Annotated in this window: 3 protein-coding genes; all 3 read right to left on the bottom strand. The window is 68.9% G+C overall.

What is annotated here, in order from left to right; all coding sequences use genetic code 11:
* Positions 1-1,085 (bottom strand): ROK family transcriptional regulator (locus tag ABZ863_RS35440; protein ID WP_358544145.1); only part of this gene is annotated, 1,085 nt, incomplete at its 3' end.
* 25 nt (positions 1,086-1,110) lie between these two features.
* On the bottom strand, positions 1,111-2,529 hold the full coding sequence (locus ABZ863_RS35435) for an ABC transporter permease (protein WP_358544142.1): 1,419 nt from the start codon (positions 2,527-2,529) through the stop codon (positions 1,111-1,113).
* Between the two features lie 34 nt (positions 2,530-2,563).
* Positions 2,564-3,337, bottom strand: a complete 774-nt coding sequence (locus ABZ863_RS35430; protein ID WP_358544148.1) for an ATP-binding cassette domain-containing protein — start codon at positions 3,335-3,337, stop codon at positions 2,564-2,566.
* Positions 3,338-3,453: the final 116 nt, after the last annotated feature.

Raw genomic sequence — 3,453 nt, 5'->3', positions numbered from 1 at the left:
ACCGACGGCGGCGTCATGCTCGGTGTCCTGCTGGTGGCCGCAGTACTCACGATGCTGATCGCGCGGTCGCTGCTGCGCCCGCTGCGGCTACTGCCGCCGAGCACGATGAGTTCCGGCCCGAACAGGTTGACCACGTTGACCAGTCCCAGTGCGAGCCATTCGGCGAACTCGCCGAGCCTGGCCCGCGACGCGTCGGCGTCGCGGGCCAGCCCCCGCAGCTCCACCACGATCGCGCCCCGCGGGGTGGTCTCGGGCAGTCCGAGAGCCCTGCACAGCGCAGCCTCACCGACCTCGGTCTCCCAGCAACCCGCATTCCCGCAGTAGCAGGCCCGCCCCTCCGGCCGCACCACCATGTGCCCGAGCTCGCCCATGTATCCCGCCGCGCCACGTAGAGACGCGCCCTGCGCGATCACTCCCCCACCCACGCCGATGTCGGCGGACACGAAGACCGCGTCCGACACCGCACGGGCGGCGCCACGCAGATGTTCGGCCAGCGCACCGAGCTCGGCGTCGTTGCCGACCACGACGGGTACGTCCAGCGCCGCGCTCATCCGCGTGCCGAGCGCCAGGTCGGTCCAGCGCAGGTTCGGCGCCTCGTGGACGTGACCGTCGGAGCGCCGCACCACGCCCGGCACCGAGATGCCCGCCGCGACCGGGGGAAGGCCGAGGTCGCCTGCGAGCAGAGCAGTGGACTCCAGCACGTGCGTGATGACCTCGGCCGGTTCACGGGTGCGGCCGTGCAGGTTCCAGCTGTTGCGGCCCAGGATCTGCCCGCCGAGCCCGACCAGCGCCATCGCCACGTGTTCCACCTGGATGTCCACCGCCAGCACCACTGCGGCCTGTGGCTGCGGCAGTACCAGCAGTGACGGCCTGCCCGCGCCCCGGCCCGGCCGGGGCACCCGCTCCTCGACCACACCGGCCTTGGCCAGGCTGTCCACCAACGCCTTGATCGTGCTGCGGTTGAGGCCAAGCGCCGTCGCCAGCGCGGCCCGCGTGGACGGGCCACCGACGTGCAGACGACGCAGCAGGCTGGAGCGGTTGTACCGGCGCACCTCGTCGGGTCTGGCAACGGGTGTGCTGGTCACGACCGTATCGTTCCATCACCTGAATTCATCGTGTCGCTGAGGCCGCGCGCCGCCGCGACAGCGCGTCCACGGTGGCGGCGAGCAGCAGCACCAGACCGGTCACGATCGACACCACGGCGGCCGGCTGCCGGAGCAGCCCGAGGCCATTGGACACCACGGCGAGCACGGTGCCGCCGATCACCGCGTCGGACACCCGGCCCCGGCCGCCGAACAGCGACGTCCCACCGATGACGGCCGCACCCACCGCGAAGAGCAGGGTGTTGAGGCCACCGGCCTGGGGGTCGACCGAGCCGACCTTCGATGAGTACACGATGGCCCCCAGCGCGGCGACCGACGAGCACACCACGAACACACTCGCCCGGATCTTGGTGACGTTGATTCCCGCACGCCGGGCCGCCTCCCGGTTACCGCCGACGGCGTAGATGTGCCTGCCGTAGCGGGTCCGGTTCAGCACGAAGGTCCCGATGACCAGTAGCCCCAGCACGATCGGCACCACATAGGGCACGCCGGTGATCTCGATGTTCGGGTTCGACGAGCGGTTGACGGTGAGCAACGCGGTCGCCGCCAGGCCGATGGCGGCGATACCACCGACCTTGAACAGCACGATCGGTGTCGGCTGCGTCACCAGGCCACGCCGCAGGCGGGTGAAGTGCTTGCCCAGGGTGACCGCGGCGAACCCGCCGACAGACAGCGTGAACAGCAGCCAACTGCCCACAATGGACAGATTGCCGTTCGCGACGCGGTCCAGCACCGGCGACGAGCTGATGCCGATCACCCCGCCCTCGCCGATGAACTGCAGGATCACGCCTTGCCAGGCAAGGAAAAGCGCCAGCGTGACCACAAAGGACGGCATGCCGATCCTGGAGACCAGGAAGCCGGTGATGCATCCGATCGCCGTTCCGGTGCACAGGGCGAGCAGCATCTCGATCCACGGGTTCGCGGCCATTCCGGACACGGCGAGGACGATGCCCAGCACGGAGACGGCCATCCCAGCCCAGATCCGCAGCAGCGCCGCGAGTACCGCACCGAGCGCGAGCGCGGCGACGAACAGGATGAAGACGGTGGAACCCATACCGCCCAACAGGTTTCCGTTCTGCGCGAAGTGCATGGCCAACACCGCGGCGGCGACCCCGGAGGCTGTCCCGGCCGAGAGATCGATCTCGCCGATCAGCAGCACGAACACGATGCCCATGGCGATGATCGTCTGCCCTGCGCCCTGCGCGAGCAGGTTCGCGAGGTTGTTCAGCGAAAGGAACACATCGGACAGTGCCGCGAACATGACGACGAGCGCGACGAGGCCCAGCAACGCGGGCAGGGAACCGAGCTGGCCTGCACGCAGGCGGGAGAAGTAGTCACGCACCGCCTCCGACGTCGACATGGTGGTGGTGTCGATGCCGAAGTCGCTGATCGCCGTGTTCGACGGCGCCGCGGGAGTCTGCGTCATGATGGGTTCTTTCTGGCTCATGCCGGACCTGGCTCTAAAGAACGGCGTGTTCGGGGCGGGCGAGTCCGATGTCGCCGGATCGGCCCGCGGTGATGAGCTCGACAACCTGGCCATGGGTGACGTCCTTGGTGTGGACTTCGGCAGCCATCCGACCGAGATAGAGCACGGCGATGCGATCGGCGACCTCGAAGACGTCGGCCATGTTGTGACTGATCAACACCACTCCGAGGCCCTGCTCGGCCAGCCTGCGGACAAGGTCGAGTACCTGCCTGGTCTGCGCGACGCCGAGTGCGGCGGTCGGCTCGTCGAGCAGCACGACCTTGCTGTCCCACAGCACCGCCTTCGCGATGGCGACCGTCTGCCGCTGCCCACCGGACAATGCGGAAACGGGCGTGCGCACGGATTTCACCGTGCGCACCGACAGCGAGGCCAGGGTGTCCCGCGCCGCGTTCTCCATGCTGGCCTCGTCGAGCAGCCATGCGCTGCCCCGCTCCCTGCCGAGGAACATGTTCTGGACGACGTCGAGGTTGTCGGCCAGCGCGAGGTCCTGGTACACGACCTCGATGCCGAGGGCCGCGGCATCCTTGGGATCGCGGATGTGCACGTTCCTGCCCTGGAACCGGATGTTCCCGGAATCCGCGCCATGGATGCCGGCAACGCATTTCACCAGCGTCGATTTGCCGGCCCCGTTGTCACCGACGAGCGCGGTGACCTCACCGGCACGGACCGCGAAATCCACGTCGTGCAGCACGTGCACCGGGCCGAAGCTCTTGTTGAGGCCGGTGATCTGGAGGATGGGCTCACTCATCGTTGTCTCTCCCTGCCACGGGGGCGGGCCGCGCCCGGCGGCCTCCGCGGCCTGTACCAGTTCCTCGCCCTCGGCGACCGTGGACCCGATGGGCTTCTCGGTGTAGATGTGCTTGC

Origin of the sequence: Saccharomonospora sp. NPDC046836 (genome assembly GCF_040645195.1) — a bacterium.
GTDB lineage: Bacteria > Actinomycetota > Actinomycetes > Mycobacteriales > Pseudonocardiaceae > Prauserella_A.
Note: the sequence above shows the minus strand (reverse complement) of the source record. Positions and strands in the feature narration are given on the sequence as shown.

Bases quoted from the DNA above. Each gene is read 5' to 3' on its own strand.
- ABZ863_RS35430 (WP_358544148.1), bottom strand. From the start codon at position 3,337: ATGAGTGAGCCCATCCTCCAGATCACCGGCCTCAACAAGAGCTTCGGC.
- ABZ863_RS35435 (WP_358544142.1), bottom strand. From the start codon at position 2,529: ATGACGCAGACTCCCGCGGCGCCGTCGAACACGGCGATCAGCGACTTC.